The following is a 14,703-nucleotide window of genomic DNA, read 5'->3' on the forward strand; positions in this document are numbered from 1 at the left end:
AAAGGACTCTCGGTCAGTACCCGGCCGCCCGCTTCAGGTACTCGAGCGGTGCCGCGTGCGCCCACGTGGTGCCGTCGCTGCCGCGGTGCCCGCCGACGACGGTGTCGACGTCGAGCCCCAGGGCCTGGATGGCGTCGTACAGCTCGGTGGTCAGGCGGCCGCGCTGGTCAGCCGGGGCCGGCGGGGCCGGGGTGGGGTTCCAGCGGTCGGAGTTGAAGACCAGCTTCCCCGACGACACGTGGACGATCACCATGTCGTCGGCGTGGTCGCTGACGATCCGGTGGACCGAGACGGTCCCGCCGCCGGCCGTTTCGAAGGTCAGCGTGTCGTCGATGCCGCGCACGGTCGTCTTCGCGGGCGTCGTGGCGAGGCGGTCCGGGTCCACCTCGTGCGGCGCGGCCAGTGCCCGCTCGAAGAACGCCACCGACGGGGTTCCGACGTGGACGGTCAGGTCGCCGTCGGCCGCGAACTCCCGCACGCCGCCGACGTGGTCGTAGTGGAAATGCGTGCAGACGAGCTCACGCGGGGGCTTGCCCGGGAACGCGTCTTCACCTGGGCGAGCGCGGCCCGGCTGTAGTCGTCGTACAGCGGCGATTCCACCGCGAGCAGGCGGTCCGGGAGCTCCACGACCAGCGTGTTGTGGCTCGGCCCGATCACCAGCTTCACACCGGGCGCGAGATCGGCCGGTTCCGGCGTCACGGGAGCCGTCCGCAGGTCGAAGTAGAACCGCACCCCGGAGTAGGCGTAGTTCATGATCCACTGGGTGGAGGTCAGCGCGTAGGCGGCCTGCGCCACGGTCGATTCGGCGATTTTCCCTTCCCCCGAGCCGAAAATCGCGTCGTCGGCGGAATCGGCGACGGCCGCCTCCGTCCGCGTTTCACTGTGGACGTGCAGATCGCCGATCGTGATGTCCACCCGGAACGGCAGCAGCACGCGCGAAACCCGGCGGAAGTCGTCGTACGCGACGCGGACCGCGGCGTCGCCGAGCGGCGGGTGCTCCTCAGTCACCGCCACGGACACCGGGAGCTCCGTCGCCGCGGCAATCGTGAGCCGGATCGGCGGACGGCCGAACTCGCGCAGCGTCAGGATCGCGTCCCCGCCGCCGTCCCGCTCGACGGTCACGTCGGCGCCGGGCAAGAGCATCTTGCGGACGAGCCGCAGGGCGAGGTCAGGCCGAAGTGCCGCAGCCGCGCGCCCACCCGCCAGGAAGGGAGGTCGGTGTCCACGGGCCGGATGTCGAACATGAAGTCCACACCGGACACGTGGCGGCGGCTGCCGTTCCCGAGCTCCACGTAGTCCAGCTCCGTCGGCACGAGGTACGTCTCGGCCTGGTGCGCCCACCGGTAGCGCGGCCCGGCGACGTCGAGATCCAGTGCCGCCGTGAAATCGGCGACCAGCTCGGGTTTCGCGGGATCGGTGCCCACCCCGGGTGCCGCCGCCACCCGGTGGCCACCGTCCGCTCGACCGCGACGGCTTCGAGGGCCGCCCGCCCGCCGAGCGCGTCGGCGAGCCGGTCGAGCACGGTCGCCGGTTCGGTTTTCGTCATCGTTCCGGTCCGCTTCTCGGGCTGCACCCCACCACCTTCGCCCCGGACCGATCCAGCGTCCACTGCATGGTGCTCAGGTCCAACATGCACCGCGTGCAACTCGAGAACGCGGACCTCAACCTCCTGAAAGCCCTCGAGGTCCTGCTGGAGGAACGGCACCTCACGCGGGCGGCGGCGCGGATCCACCTCAGCCAGTCGGCGATGAGCCGCACCCTCACGCGCCTGCGCGCGACGTTCGGCGACGAGCTGCTCGTGCGCACGGCCCGGGGGTTCGAGCCGACCCCGCGAGCGCGCACGATCCAGCGCGAGCTGGCGCTCGTGATGCCGCGGCTGCGGTCGATCGTGCGGGGCGACGAGTTCTCGCCCGCCTCCGCGACCGACGTCGTGCGCCTGCAGCTCACCGACTACGCGGCCGCGGTCCTCGGGCACCGGCTGTTCCGCGAGGTGTTCGGGCAGGCGCCGGGGATCTCCGTGCAGGCCGGCCGGCTCTCGCCGGAGTCGTTCGACGACCTCGAACACGGTCGCGCCGACCTCGTCCTCACCCCCGTGCCGCCGCCGGCTCCCCTGCGCTGGCAGCCGCTGTTCACCGAGCGGTTCGTCTGCGTCCTCTCGCGCGACCACCCGCTGACGGCCGACCGTTTGACGGTCGAGGACCTCGCGTCGTACCCGCACGCGAGCGTCGTGGTGCTGGGCGCCGAGCGGATGCTCGCGGAGTTCCGGCTCGCGACGTTGGGCATCACCGCGCGGCCGGGCCTTCGCGTCCCGTTCTTCACCGGCGCGATCGCGGCGCTGCCCGGCACGCCGCTCGTCGCGGTCCTGCCGAGCCGCCTGGTGGACCACGTCCCGGAGCGGGACGTGCGCGTCGCCGCCGCCCCCGAACAGCTGGAGGACTTCGCCTACGGCATGGCCTGGCACCCACGCCTCGACGCCGACCCGCTGCACACCTGGCTGCGGAACCTGGTCCTCGATGCCGCCCTCCAGCTCACGGATCTCGACGAGCGGGCCTGACCCCGGCCGTCACTCGGCGCGGGTCGCGGAATCCTCCTCCGCCGCCACTTCCAGCGGCGCGTCCGGCGCCGGATCGCGGTTGACGACGGTGATGGCGACCGCGCCGATGGCCGCGACGACGGCGAAGAGGTAGAAGCCCCACGGGTACGCGAGCCCGGCGGTGAGCAGGAACCCGGTGACCAGCGGGCCGGAGATCGCGCCGAAGCGGCCGATGCCGCTGGCCGCGCCCAGCGCCGTGCCGCGCGCGGCGGCCGGGTAGACGCGGGCGACGTAGACGTACACGAGCACCTGCGCGCTGAAGGTGAAGATCCCCGCGAGCAGCACGCCGACGTACACGCTGAAGCCGGGCAGCTTGATGCTCAGCAGCGCGAGGAACACCGCCGCCGCGGTGAACCAGACGATGGTGGAGCGGCGGTAGCCCAGCCGGTCGGCGACGCGACCGCCGATCAGCAGGCCGATCACGGCGCCGACGTTGAGCACCAGCAGCAGGGCGAGCGCCGCGCCGAGCTCGTAACCGGCCTCGCGCATGATCTGCGGGAGCCAGGTGTTGAGGCCGTACACGAGCAGCAGCCCCATGAACGACGTGACCCAGAACGCGATGGTCGCGCGCCCGTAGCCGTGGCGGAACAGGATGCCGATCGGGTTGCGCTCGCGCGGCGGCCGGGCCGCGCGGGTGCCGCGCGCCTTGAGGAACTCGGCCGACTCCGGCAGGAACTTCACCATCAGCGGCACGAGGATCACCGCCGGCGCGGCGCCGATCACGAACATCCACTCCCAGCCGTAGCGCTCCACCACGAGGATGCCGAGCAACGCGGTGAGCACCGCGCCCACGTGGTAACCGGTCATGAGCACCGTGGTGGAGCTGCCGCCGCGGCCCACCCGCGCGTACTCGGTGATCAGCGCAAGCGCGGTCGGCAGCACGCCGCCGAGACCGAGCCCGGCAAGGAAGCGCAGCAGCCCGAACAGCCAGGGGCCGTCGACCACCGCGCACAGCAAGGTGAACGCGGAGAAGCTCGTGACCGTGAGCAGCATCGTGCCGCGGCGGCCGAACAGGTCGCTCACGGGGCCGATGGCGAGCGCGCCCACGGCCACGCCGAGGAGGCCGACCACCGAGATCAGCGAGGCCGAGTTGGGATCCAAGCCCCAGCTCGGCACCTTGAGCAGCGCGGGCAGCACCACACCCAGCACCACGAGGTCGAACCCTTCGAGCGCCACCGCCGTCCAGCAGAGCGGGGCGACCCAGCGCGCGTACCTGGCCCGGGGGTCGATCGGGGAGGAGACCGTCATGTCATCACCTGCGTCGTCGGAGGAGACTGGGGAAACCGGTGCGTCAGAAGGGATCCTGCGGGAGGTCACCGCGCACGGTGACCCATTGCGTCTCGGTGAACGCCTCCAGGCTGGCCTGCGCACCACCGTGCCGGGAGCCCGTGCCCGGCTCGCCGGCCCCGCCGAACGGCGCGCGCGCCTCGTCGTTCACGGTCTGGTCGTTGATGTGCACCAGCCCGGACGGGATCCGCTCGGCGAGCGCGAGCCCCTTCGCGACGTCCCGGGTCAGGATGCCCAGTGACAGCCTGTGTGCGGTACCGCCGGCCAGGCGGACCGCTTCGTCCACTGTGGAGAACAGCACGACGGGCCCGAAGATCTCCTGGGCGTACGCCGGCGCGGTGAGCGGGACATCGGTCAGCACCGTCGGGCTGCGGAAAAGACCTTCGGACGTGCCACCGGCGGCGGGCTTCGCGCCCGCGTCGACGCTGCTCGTCACGATTTCGTGGATGCGGTGGCGCTGCCCGGCGTCGATGACCGCCGACGGCGACGTCGGCCCGGGCCGGGTCGCCCACGGCCAGGCGGGCGGCGTGCTCGGCGCGCGCGGCCGCGTAGTCGGCGGCGGTCCCGCCCGCGACGAGGTGACGGCTGGTGGCCATGCAGATCTGCCCGGAGTGGTTGAACGAGCCGACCGACACGGCTTGCTCCACATCCGCGTCGTCGAGCACCGCGAGGGCGCCGCGCGGACTCGGCCGCCTGCGGCACGTCGGTGGCCGGGGTCGTACTCGCCGCCGGAGCCGGGCCCCCAGCCGCCGGAGATAGTCCTTCCCCGCCGACGGACCCCGCCGAGCAGCGGGCCGGCCGGGGCGGTCACCGGGCCACCGCCACGTCGAGCACGAGCGGTCGAGTGGCCCGCGCCAGTGCGGGCAGTACCTCGTCCAAAACGGACTCCAGGTCCTCGTGGGTCTCGACCCGCCGGGCGGGGCACCCGAGCGAGCGCGCGAGAGCGCTCACGCTGATCTCGTCGAACGCGGGCCACGGCGCGGCTCCGGGGGCGGCCGACCGTTCCCCGTGCCGGGCGGCCAGCTCGTCCATGATCGCGTACCGCCCGTTGGCGAGCACCACGACGAGCACGCCCACGCCGTAGTGGGCGGCGCTCCACAGCGCCTGGATCGCGTACAGCGACGAGCCGTCGCCGACGACCGCGACGACCGGGCGGTCCGGGCGCGCCATCCGCACGCCGATCGCCGCGGGCACCGCGAAACCGAGACCTCCCATGGCGGCGCTGAGAAAACCGAGCGGTGTGCGAGCGGGCACCAGCGCGTGCAGCAGCGGACGGCTCGACGGGGTCTCCTCCACGAGCACCGCGTCGCGCGGGATCCGCCGGGCCAGTGCGGCGAACACGTGCTCCGGCGCCGGCCCGGCGGTGGGCGGCTCGGGCAGGGCGATCGTGCGTCCCGGCGGCTCGGCGGGCGCCGGCCGGGCCGGGAGACGCTGCGCCAGCGGACCGCACACGGCGGCGGGCCGCGCGAGCACCGCGAGGTCGGCCGGGCTGCGGTGGGCCTCGTCGGCATCGTCGGTGACCACGGCGATCCGCGTGCCCGGGCCGATCAGCCGGCCGGGCTCGCGCGGGTACTGGCGGAACACCGGCGCGCCGACGGCGAGGACGGCGTCGTGGCCGGCGAGCACCTTGCGCAGCTCCGCGCGGCCCGCGGGCAGGTGCCCGGCGAACTGCGGGTGGTCCTGCGGGAACCCGGCGCGGGCGCCGAACGCCTCCTGCCAGACCGGACACCGCAGCCGCTGAGCGAGCGCTTCCAGCGCCTGCCACGAGTCCGCGTCGTCCGCGCCCGCGCCGACCACGAGCACCGGTTTTTCCGCCTCCGCCAAGAACTTCTCGAGCTCGGCGACGACCTCCGGCTCCGCCGCGGTGGTCCGGACCAGCCGCGCCGGCGCGGGCAGCGGCTCGTCTTCGCCGGCCGGCGCGAGCCAGTCGTCCATCGGCACGATCACCAGCGCGGGGCCCCGATGGTCTCGGGCCTCGTGCCACGCGCGGGCCAGCGCGCCCGGCACGTCCTGCGGCCGAGGTGGTTCGCCGACCCAGACGGGCGCGGGCGCGGCGACGTCGTCGAGCCGGTGCCCGGCGAGGAACGGCTCCAGCGCGAGGTGGCGGCGGTCCTGCTGCCCGACGAGCACGACCAGCGGCGCCCGGTTGGCGCGCGCGGTCGCGAGCGCGCCCACGGCGTTGCCCAGGCCCGCGGTGGTGTGCAGGATCGCGACCGCCGGCCGGTCCGCCGCGAGCGCCCAGCCCGTGGCCATCCCGACCACCGAGCCCTCGTGCAGCGCCAGCACGAACTCGAAGTCGCCCGGCAGGTCGGTGAGCAGCGTGATCTCGGTCGAGCCGGGGTTGGCGAACAACGTCGTCGCGCCGTAGCGGCGCAGGACGTCGAACGCGGCGTCTCGGACGGTGGCGAGCAAGGAACCTCCCTGGCGGGTGTGGCTCAGGAGTGTCCGTTACGTCCGGCCGTGGCGCCCAGCCCGCCTCGCACTGGACGGAAAAGTTCAGCCCGTCTGGATCGCGCGGGACACGCCGAGCGCGGCCATCCGGACGACCGGGATCAGCGGCGAGAGGTTCGGCGTGCTGCTGGGCACGACCACGGAGATGGCCGCGATGACCTCGTCGGCGAGCCCGCGCACCGGCGCGGCGACCGACGACGCGCCTTCGGTCATCTCGTCGCGCGAGATGCTGAACCCGGAGCGGCGGATCTCGGCGAGCACGCCGCGCAGCTGCGCGGGATCGGTAATGGTGCCGCTGGCGCGGCGGTCCAGGCCGGCCGACACCACCTCGTCCACGCACTCCACGGGCGCGTGCGCGAGCAGCACCTTGCCGGGCCCGGTCGCGTGCAGCGGCAACCGCTTCCCGACGCGGGAGGTGACCACCACGTCCGGGTGCGCCTCGAGTTTTTCGAGGTAGAGCGCGCGGCCCTCGTCGAGCACCACGAGGTGCACGACCTCGTGGGTCACCTGCAGCAGGTCCTGCAGGAACGGCAGCGCGACGTCCCGCAGCTCCCGCCCGCTCGGCGCCTGTGAGCCGAGCTGCCACAGCCGCAGGCCGATGCGGTAGCGGCCGCGGCCGGTGCGTTCGAGCGCGCCCCAGCCGACCAGCTCCGCGAGCAGCCGGTACACCGTGGCGGGCGCGAACCCGGTGGCCCGCGTGATCTCGCCGTGCGTCTGCTCGGGGCGGCCGTCGAGGAACGAATCCAGGATCGCGAACGCACGGCTGAGTACCGTGCGCCCGGGTTCGGCAGCGTTGCCGGCGATCGCGCGCCTCCCTGACCTCGGGGATACCGAGCCGCCCATCATCCGCCGGTGACGCGGCGGAGGCAAGCGGGCGACCCGGTCCCCCGCGTCAGGAGGCCAGATTCCACGCCTTCCCGACCTGCGCCGCCGCGCACACGCCCACGGCGAGGAGGTACGCGCCGGCGCGCCCGCACTGGTCCGGACCCGTGCCGGGAGCGATCGGCTGGCCGTGGCCCATCCCGGTGATCGAGTACGTCTCGACCGCCGCGCGGCCCGCGCCGTCGCGGTAGACCGCGTGCGGGTATCCACCGACAGTGTCCGTTGTGGACGGTGTGGCCGCCACGCCAGCGACGTTCGTCCACTGCTCCGTGAGCTCACGCAGGTTCACCGGCGAGACGGTGAAGTCCGCCGTGCCCTGCCACAGGCTCACCGTGGGCCGCGGGCCGGAAACCGCCGCCGCGGCGCGGACTTTCGCTCCCCACTGCGCGGGCGTGAGGTCCTTGCCCGGGTACATGCACGAGTACGCGTCGAGCGCCGAGGACGCGCACCCGTACGGCAGACCGGCCACCACCGCGCCGCCCGCGAACAACTCCGGATACGCGGCCAGCATCACCGAAGTCATCGCCCCGCCCGCGGACAGACCGGTGACGTACACCCGCGACGCGTCGGCACCCGTGTCCGCGACCGCGCGCCGCACCATCTGCGCGATCGACTCGGCCTCCCCCGACCCGCGGGTGGTGTCGGCAGCCTGGAACCAGTTGAAACAGCTGGTGATGTTGTTCGCCGCCTGCTGCTGCGGCAGCACCACGGCGAAGTGCCGGCGCTCGGCCAGCTCGACCCAGCCGGCGCCCTGGCCGTAACCCGTCGCGTTCTGCGTGCAGCCGTGCAACGCCACCACCACAGGCCGACCGGCGGGCAGCCCGTCGGGCACGTACTCGTACATCTTCAGCGCGCCGGGGTTCGACCCGAACCCCGTGACCTCCTTGATCGCCGCCGCCGACGCGAACCCGGGCAGGAGCACCAGCAGAACCGACACCAGCAGCCCGATGAGGACCTTCCGCACACCGACCACCTCCTTGTGACCTCGGTGAGCACCGTCACGCTCAGCGTAGGAACACCACACTCCGCGTTCCCACGGTGCGGATCACCACAACTCGCGCCCGGTTTGTGTGGTCCCGCCGGATACCGCCCGCGATGGTCCGGACCTACGGTTCCGGCATGCGTACGCGGCGGCTCCCCCTCGTCCTCGCCGGCCTGCTCGCCGGCACCGTCCTCGCGGCCCCGGCGGCGACCGCGGCCCGGTGCGCGCCGGTCCCCGTTCCCGGTGCGGCGCACCAGGAACAGGCGTGCCTCGCCGACCTGACCACCACCGGCACCCTCGCCACCGGCCACACCGTCCAGGCCGACTGGGCAGGCCTGACACCGGCCGCGCTGCCCGCACCGAGCGGCGTGCCGGGCGTTCAGGTCGACGGTTACTTCCCCGACACCTCGACGACCAACGGCAACCACGGCTGGTACCACGACGCGCAGTTCGTGCTGCGGCTGCCGGACCGCTGGAACGGCGGCCTCGTGGTCTCCGGCTCCCCCGGCACCCGCCGCCAGTACGCCAACGACCGCGCGATCGGCGACCAGGTGCTCGCCGCCGGCTACGCGTTCGCGGCCACCGACAAGGGGAACACGGGCACGGACTTCCACACCGACGGTCGCAACCCCGGCGACGCGCTCGCCGAGTGGAACGACCGCGTCACCCAGCTGACCGTGGCCGCGAAGCTCGCCCTGGCACGGCACTACGGCCGCGCGCCGGCGCGGACGATCGCGGCCGGGCTGTCCAACGGCGGTTACCTCGTGCGCTGGCAGCTGGAGAACCGGCCGTGGCTCTACGACGGCGGCGTCGACTGGGAGGGCACGCTCTGGACGGCCGGCGGACCGAACCTGCTCACGTTCCTGCCCCCGGCACTGCGCGAATACCCGGCCTACGCGGCCGGCGATCCCCAAGCGCACCAAGCCATCCTGGACGCGGGCTTCGCACCGGGCTCGGAGTTCCTCTGGCCCTACCACGACCAGGTCTACTGGGACCTCACGCAACGCACCTACCGCGCCGAGGTCGATCCCGGCTTCGACGGCGCGCTCTCCGCCGGCATCCCGTTCTGCACCAGCGGAACCCCGGCGTGCGACGCCGACTACGACTACGCGGAGCGCCCCGCCGCGGTGCACCACGCGGTGGCGCGCGTGGCGCTGACCGGGCGCATCGGCCGCCCGCTGCTGACCCTGCACGGCACGCTCGACAGCCTCCTGCCGATCAGCCGCGACTCCGACGTCTACGACCGGATGGTCGAGCGCGCCGGCCGTGGCGCGCTGCATCGCTACTACCGCATCGAGGACGGCAATCACGTCGACGGGCTGGTCGACACGTTCCCGGACCGGCTCCGGCCGATCGCCCCGTGTTTCCGCACGGCGTTCACCGCGCTCGCGGACTGGCTGCGCGGAGTGCGGCCGCCGGCCTCGGCGACGGTGGCCCGCCCCGCGGGTGCGACTCCCGCGGAGCTGGCCACCGCCTGCTCACTCTGACCGGGCCTGCGGAGTCTCAGGACTCCTTGCGGCGCAAGCCGTACCCGGCCTTCATCAGGAGCAGCAGCACCGTGCCGAGGATCAGCGGCTGCTGCAGGATCAGCTGCACCACCTGCGGCAGCACCTTCATCGTCGCGGGCGGCACGAACAGTCCGCCGATCGCGGTGATGAACGGGAAGCCCGCGAGCATCAGGTTGTCGCGGGACCAGTGCACACCCGAGAGGGTGTCGATGGCGCTCGCGAACAGCACTCCGAACAGGACGGTGCCGGCCGCGGCCAGCACGGGCAGGGGCACGGCCTGCAGCAGGTGGTCGAACGGGCCGAGGCCACCCAGCACGAGCAGGATGACGCCGGTCGCCAGCGTCACGTAGCGGGAACCGACCTTCGTCACGCGCAGCAGGCCGATGTTGTCCGGGTAGGCCAGCGTGGACATGCCGCCGAAGACCGCGCCGACCGTGCTGCCGAGGACCTCGCCGAACACGCCCTGCGAGACGCGGTGGCCGGACAGCTCCTGGCCGCCCCAGCCGGCGACGATGTCGTAGGTCGCGATGCTCTCCGCGATCGCCGGGAACAGCGTGATGAAGAAGATCACCACGAGGTCGCCCTGCACGGCGAAGCCGAACGGGAAGATCCGCGGCACCGTGAACCCGACGTTGTGCACCACACCCGCGAAGTGCGTCGGCTCGAAGAGCGCGTACACGACCGTGCCGACGATCACCGCGACCAGCACGGCGCCGCGACGCAGGATGGTTCCCTTGGGCAGCAACGTGAGCAGGATGACGACCAGCGCCGTGACCGCGCCCGACACGAGGTTCATGCCTGGGAACCCGGCTGAACCGGGGGTGCCCAGCACGTTCGGCAACGCGGTGCTGGTGAGCTGGGTGGCGAGGATCAGCACCAGCACCCCGCAGATGATCGGGTCGCGCACGAACTTCGACAGGTACGTGATGAGCCCGTACTTCTTGAGCGGGATCGCGAGCACGCACCAGATCAGCCCGGCCACGACCATCGAGCCGAACGCGGCACCCAGCCCGCCCCTGCCGTGGCCCACGGCCAGCAGCGCGGCCAGCGAACCGGCGTACGGGCCCTGCACGATCGGCAGCCGCAGCAGGAACACCGACTGCAGGATCACCACGAGCCCGGACGTCATGAACGTGACGCCGTAGAGGTAGGCGGTGTCGGTGGCCGACAGCTTGAACGCGGTGCCGATCAGCGCGGGGAAGATCAGCAGCCCGGCCATGCCGAGGATGTTCTGGACCCCGAGCCCGATCGAGCTCGAGATCTTGACCTTGTCGTCGATCCCGATGTCGAAGATCGGCACGGGTTCGGTTTCGGGCGTGGCAGCAGGAGCCGTGGCGGCGGCGGTGACGGCCATGGGGGAGCTCCAAGCGATGACGGACGGCTGTGGCGGCCATCGAACGGGGGGACGGGGAGCGGAGCGTGGACCGGTCGGACGGTGGACGGGTCAGGCTTCGGTGGACTTGCGCAGGCGCGCGGCCCACCGTTCGAGGTAGCCGGCGAGCACGATGCGGATCAGCACCGACGCCTTCATCGGCGGCGCTTCGTCGAACCGGGGAGCGGGACGGGGCGCGGTGGCGGTTGCCGCGGCGGGTGCGGCCGCGGCCGGAGCGGCCGAGCCGCTGACCGCGGCGGCCGGCGCGGGAGCGGGAGCCGCGGCCGGGGCTTCTTCCCCGGCTTCGATCCGCTGCCGCACCCGCGAAGCCAGCTCGCCGACCATCCGCCCGGACACGTCGGACATGATGCCCCGCCCGAACTGCGCGAGCTTGCCGGAGATGGTCAGGTCGGTCTCGAGGGCGACGTGGGCTCCCCCCTCTGCCGGCGTCACGCGCATGGTCGCCGTGGCTTTCGCCGTGCCGGCCCCGCGGGTGTCCTTGCCGTCGGCCACCAGCACGGCCACGCGCGCGGTGCCGTCCTTCTCCACGATCTTCGCGACGCCCTGGTAGGCCGCCGTGACCGGGCCGACCTTGATCTTCACCTTGCCGCGGTAGGAGTCGTCGCCCAGGTCCTCCACGAGCTCGGCGCCCGGGAAGCAGGCGGCGACGTTGTGCGCGTCCTGCAGGAAGGTGAAGACCTCGTCCGGGTCGGCGGCGACGTCGAAGGAGTTCTCGATGAGCATCTGGCGCCTTTCAGTCCTGGTCGGCGCTGGTCGACTCAGCGCGGTGGATGGCGTCGACGATGCGCGCCGGGGTGATCGGTGCACGCGTCACGCGGGCCCGCAGCGGCCGCAGCGCGTCCTCGACGGCGTTCGCGATCGTGGCGGGCGCCGGGATCGTGCCGCCCTCCCCCGCGCCCTTCACCCCGAGCGGGTTGAGCGGGCTGGGGGTCTGGATGTGGAACAGCTCGACCGCCGGCACCTCGGTGGCCGACACGAGCGCGTAGTCGAGGTAGCTCGTGGCCTGCGGCTGGCCTTCGACGTCGTACACCGGCTCCTCGTACATCGCGTTGCCGATGCCGTGGGCGAAGCCGCCGAGCACCTGGCCGTCGACGAGCAGCGGGTTGATCACGTTGCCGCAGTCGTGGCCGATCACGTACTTGAGGATCTCGATCTCACCGGTCTCCGGGTCGACCTCCACGAGCGCGGCGTGCGCGCCGCTGGCGTACGCGGCCCGCTCCGGCGAGAAGTAGCTGGAGGTCTCGATGCCGGCCTTGATGCCACGCGGCATCGTGATGCCGTGCTTGCCGATGTTCGCCGTCTGCGCGAGCTGCTGCAGGGAAACGGACTTCTCCAGGTCCCCGCCGAGACAGGCCTTGTCGCCCACGAAGTCCACTTCGGACGCGTCGCAGCCGAGCAGCACCGCCGCGGTGTCGAGCAGGCGTTCGCGCATCTGCTTCGCCGCGTCCATCACGGCCGGCCCGCAGGTGGCCGTGATGCGCGAGGCGAACGTGCCCTGCCCGAACGGGATCCGGCTCGTGTCGCCGGTCTTGACCTCGATGAAGTCCATGTCGAGCCCGATGCCGTCGGCGGCGATCTGCGCGTAGACGGTCTCGTAGCCCTGGCCCTGCCCGGCCGCCGCGAGCGTGACGAGGATACGGCCCTTGTTGGTCAGCCGGATCTTCGCGCCCTCGTACGGGCCGAGACCGCAGCCCTCGATGTACACCGAGAGGCCGATGCCGACGTAGCGGCCTTCGGCGCGCAGCTCGGCCTGCCGCTCGCGCGCCTCGTCGTAGCCGATCCGCTCGAGCGTGCCTTCCAGCAGCGCCGGGAAGTTCCCGCTGTCGTAGGTCAGCGGGCTGCCGTCGCGGAACATGATGCCGACCTTGTATGGGAACTCGTCGGCCTGGATCAGGTTGCGGCGGCGCACGTCCGCCGGGTCGAGCCCGAGGTGCTCGGCGATCCGGTCGATCATCCGCTCCATCACGAACACCGCCTGCGGGCGGCCCGCGCCGCGCACCGACGACGTCGGGACCATGTTCGTGTAGCACGCGCGCAGCTCGATCGCGATGTTCGGCACGTGGTACGGACCGGGCACGGTCGAGGTGGTGATCGACGGGACCTGCAGGCCCGCGCAGTAGGCGCCCTGGTCGTGCTCGATCACGTCCTTGACCGCGAGCAGCAGCCCGTTGTCGTCGAACGCGACGTCGACGCGGTGGGTCTGCGAGCGCTCCATCATCGAGGTGACCATGTTCTCCTGGCGGTCCTCGACCCACTTCACCGCGCGGCCCAGCTTCATCGCGACCCACGGGATCACGACCTCTTCGCCGTAGAACTGGGCCTTCGGCCCGAAGCCGCCGCCGACGTCGGCCGGCGCGATCACGCGGATGTCGTCCTCGGCCATCTCGTAGATGACCGACAGCTGCTGGCGCGCGTAGTGCGGGGCCTGCGTCGTGTCCCAGATGGTGACCTGCCCGGTCGCCGCCTCGAACCGCGCCGCCACGCCGCGGGTCTCCATCGAGTGACCGCCGCCGCGCATCACGAAGAACTCTTCGGAGAGCACGTTCGGCGCCTCGGCGAGCGCTTTCGCCGCGTCGCCCGCGCTCTGGGTGAGCAGCACGGCGACGTTGCTCTCGTCGCCGGAGTGCGCCAGTGGGCCGTTCTCCTGCAACGCGACGGCGGTGGACGCGACCGCGGGCAGCACCTCGAAGTCGACCTCGATGAGCTCCAGCGCGTCTTCGGCGATGTACCGGGACTCGGCGACGACGACGGCGAGCGGCTCGCCGACGTAGTGCAGCTCCACCGGCGGCATCGGCAGGCGCGGGTAGTCGCGCAGCTGCGGGTGCTGGACCTTCGGCGCCAGCGGCTTCTGGATCTCCATCAGGTCGGCGCCGGAGTACACGGCGATCACGCCGGGCAGCGCGAGCGCCTCGGTGGCGTCGAAGGAGCGGATCTTCGCGTGGGCGTGGGGCGAGCGCAGGAACGCAGCCGCCAGCGCGTCGGGCAGGTCGAGGTCGTCGAGGTAACCGCCGTGGCCGGTGAGCAGGCGCTCGTCCTCGCGGCGCTCCAGGCGCCGGCCGATCATCGTGCCTTCGGGGACCAGGGTGTCGCTCATGCCTCGGTGTCCTTCCCCTGCGATTCCTTGCCCTGCGCGACTTCCAGCACGGACTTCACCAGGCCGGTGTAGCCGGTGCAGCGGCAGATGTTGCCGCTGAGCACCTCGCGGGCCTGCTCCTCGTCGGTCACGCTCTCCTCGCGCAGCGCGGCCGTGACGCTCATCAGGAAGCCGGGCGTGCAGAAGCCGCACTGCAGCGCGTGGTTGCGCTTGAACGCCTGTTGCAACGGCGCCAGCTCACCGTCTTCGGCGAGCCCCTCCACGGTTTCGACCTCGGCACCGTCGGCCTGCACGGCGAGCATGAGGCACGAGCGCGTGGCCGCGCCGTCGACGATCACGGTGCACGCGCCGCAGACGCCGTGCTCGCAGCCGAGGTGGGTGCCGGTGAGGCGCAGCTTCTCGCGCAGGAAGTCGGCGAGCGTCATCCGCGGGTCGACGACGGCCTCGTACTCGCGGCCGTTGACCGTGCACCCCACGGTGTGCGTCTCGTCCTGTGTGCGGGTGGGGAACTCC

General features: G+C 72.5%; 12 protein-coding genes and 1 pseudogene. 2 read left to right on the forward strand and 11 right to left on the reverse strand.

The window, feature by feature from the left end:
* Window positions 1-13: 13 nt before the first annotated feature.
* Together AB0K15_RS31435 and AB0K15_RS31440 are read right to left on the reverse strand one after the other, a co-directional pair.
* Window positions 14-760: an MBL fold metallo-hydrolase gene (locus tag AB0K15_RS31435; RefSeq protein WP_364058488.1), complete on the reverse strand. Its 747-nt coding sequence runs from the start codon at window positions 758-760 to the stop codon at window positions 14-16.
* A gap of 358 nt (window positions 761-1,118) precedes the next feature.
* The gene (locus AB0K15_RS31440; RefSeq protein ID WP_364058491.1) at window positions 1,119-1,442 is read right to left on the reverse strand and encodes a hypothetical protein; all 324 of its coding nucleotides are present in this window, start codon (window positions 1,440-1,442) and stop codon (window positions 1,119-1,121) included.
* Between the two features lie 170 nt (window positions 1,443-1,612).
* On the opposite strand from AB0K15_RS31440, the gene AB0K15_RS31445 reads away from it, so the two are divergent.
* A complete protein-coding gene (locus AB0K15_RS31445; RefSeq protein ID WP_364058494.1) occupies window positions 1,613-2,554 on the forward strand; it encodes a LysR family transcriptional regulator in 942 nt (313 codons plus the stop codon).
* Window positions 2,555-2,563: 9 nt separating this feature from the next.
* Here AB0K15_RS31445 and AB0K15_RS31450 read toward each other — a convergent pair whose 3' ends face one another.
* The 5 genes and pseudogenes from AB0K15_RS31450 to AB0K15_RS31470 form a co-directional block, all read right to left on the reverse strand.
* The gene (locus AB0K15_RS31450; protein ID WP_364058497.1) at window positions 2,564-3,841 is read right to left on the reverse strand and encodes an aromatic acid/H+ symport family MFS transporter; all 1,278 of its coding nucleotides are present in this window, start codon (window positions 3,839-3,841) and stop codon (window positions 2,564-2,566) included.
* 43 nt (window positions 3,842-3,884) lie between these two features.
* Window positions 3,885-4,554, reverse strand: a pseudogene (locus tag AB0K15_RS31455) (aldehyde dehydrogenase family protein); the annotation flags it as partial.
* 133 nt (window positions 4,555-4,687) lie between these two features.
* Complete coding sequence (locus tag AB0K15_RS31460; RefSeq protein WP_364058500.1) at window positions 4,688-6,292, reverse strand: thiamine pyrophosphate-dependent enzyme; 1,605 nt, start codon at window positions 6,290-6,292, stop codon at window positions 4,688-4,690.
* An 84-nt stretch (window positions 6,293-6,376) separates the two neighbouring features.
* Window positions 6,377-7,174, reverse strand: a complete 798-nt coding sequence (locus AB0K15_RS31465; protein WP_364058503.1) for an IclR family transcriptional regulator — start codon at window positions 7,172-7,174, stop codon at window positions 6,377-6,379.
* 49 nt (window positions 7,175-7,223) lie between these two features.
* Window positions 7,224-8,177, reverse strand: coding sequence for a PHB depolymerase family esterase (locus AB0K15_RS31470; RefSeq protein WP_364058506.1), 954 nt, complete (start codon window positions 8,175-8,177; stop codon window positions 7,224-7,226).
* Window positions 8,178-8,332: 155 nt separating this feature from the next.
* Here AB0K15_RS31470 and AB0K15_RS31475 point away from each other — a divergent pair, with 155 nt between their 5' ends.
* Window positions 8,333-9,682, forward strand: a complete 1,350-nt coding sequence (locus AB0K15_RS31475) for a tannase/feruloyl esterase family alpha/beta hydrolase (RefSeq protein ID WP_364058509.1) — start codon at window positions 8,333-8,335, stop codon at window positions 9,680-9,682.
* A 16-nt stretch (window positions 9,683-9,698) separates the two neighbouring features.
* Here the strand turns inward: AB0K15_RS31475 and AB0K15_RS31480 are convergent, their stop codons facing one another.
* The 4 genes from AB0K15_RS31480 to AB0K15_RS31495 all read right to left on the reverse strand — a co-directional run bounded on the left by AB0K15_RS31480 (window position 9,699) and on the right by AB0K15_RS31495 (window position 14,666).
* The gene (locus tag AB0K15_RS31480; protein ID WP_364058512.1) at window positions 9,699-11,057 is read right to left on the reverse strand and encodes a solute carrier family 23 protein; all 1,359 of its coding nucleotides are present in this window, start codon (window positions 11,055-11,057) and stop codon (window positions 9,699-9,701) included.
* A 90-nt stretch (window positions 11,058-11,147) separates the two neighbouring features.
* Window positions 11,148-11,819 carry an SRPBCC family protein gene (locus AB0K15_RS31485; RefSeq protein ID WP_364058515.1) on the reverse strand — a complete coding sequence of 224 codons (672 nt, stop codon included), beginning with the start codon at window positions 11,817-11,819 and terminating at the stop codon, window positions 11,148-11,150.
* A 10-nt stretch (window positions 11,820-11,829) separates the two neighbouring features.
* Window positions 11,830-14,190: a xanthine dehydrogenase family protein molybdopterin-binding subunit gene (locus tag AB0K15_RS31490; RefSeq protein ID WP_364058518.1), complete on the reverse strand. Its 2,361-nt coding sequence runs from the start codon at window positions 14,188-14,190 to the stop codon at window positions 11,830-11,832.
* Window positions 14,187-14,666: a (2Fe-2S)-binding protein gene (locus tag AB0K15_RS31495; protein WP_360603401.1), complete on the reverse strand. Its 480-nt coding sequence runs from the start codon at window positions 14,664-14,666 to the stop codon at window positions 14,187-14,189. The genes AB0K15_RS31490 and AB0K15_RS31495 overlap by 4 nt, the downstream gene beginning before the upstream one ends.
* Between the last annotated feature and the right edge of the window lie 37 nt (window positions 14,667-14,703).

The sequence above is a fragment of the Amycolatopsis sp. NPDC049253 genome (assembly GCF_040678995.1).
GTDB lineage: Bacteria > Actinomycetota > Actinomycetes > Mycobacteriales > Pseudonocardiaceae > Amycolatopsis.